The sequence below is a fragment of the Bartonella sp. AS69XJJH genome (assembly GCF_042195585.1).
Lineage (GTDB): Bacteria > Pseudomonadota > Alphaproteobacteria > Rhizobiales > Rhizobiaceae > Bartonella.
In genome coordinates, this window is the sequence record NZ_JBHIOO010000127.1 from 1 (window position 1) to 725 (window position 725).

1 tRNA gene is annotated in these 725 nt (G+C 37.5%); it reads right to left on the minus strand.

The features are described 5' to 3' along the window. Positions 1-326: 326 nt before the first annotated feature. Positions 327-402: transfer RNA gene (locus ACFIK6_RS10140), tRNA-Ala, on the minus strand. Positions 403-725 lie beyond the last annotated feature (323 nt).

Consider the following 725-nt stretch of genomic DNA (forward strand, 5'->3'; position numbering starts at 1 on the left):
AATGGCGCGGTTAAGCTTCCAATCATAAGCAAGGGCTTTGAGCATTCCCTTGCGACACAATGTCTCTTTTTCTAAATTAAGATTTCCTCTTCAAAAAAGATTTTTCTTTCAAGATCTTTTTAAAGATCTGCTTTCAAAAACCTTTTTTTTGACAACAAGCATTTTCCAAAGAAAGTATTTTTCTTAGGCTAAAAACTTGTGCCTCAGAGGGAACCTTAAAAAAGGAACATGTCTGAATATATCTTCTCTTCACAATTTCAATAGAACAAGCAAAAGATCACTGGACCCTTTACAAAGACTGTTCTTACAACATGATGATGACCTAATGGTGGAGCCGGACGGGATCGAACCGACGACCCCCTGCTTGCAAAGCAGGTGCTCTCCCAGCTGAGCTACGGCCCCTAAATAATGCTCTCTCAAATCAACCTTAACCAGATTTACCAACGAATTACCTGTGTTATTTTGATTTGTATCATTTAAATTGATCTGTACCACTTAAATTTATCTGTAACACTGAAGGGACTTTAAAAGAGTCTTTAAAAACTTAATGGGATAAATTTAACAAATAACCTTTGGATAATAAAATTAAATAAAGATTGAAGAGGCTTTAATACGCTTAAGCTTCATACTCTTGGATAAGCAAAAAATGAGCATAAATTGGTGGGCCTGGGAGGACTTGAACCTCCGACCTCACGCTTATCAAGCGCGCGCTCTAACCAACTGAG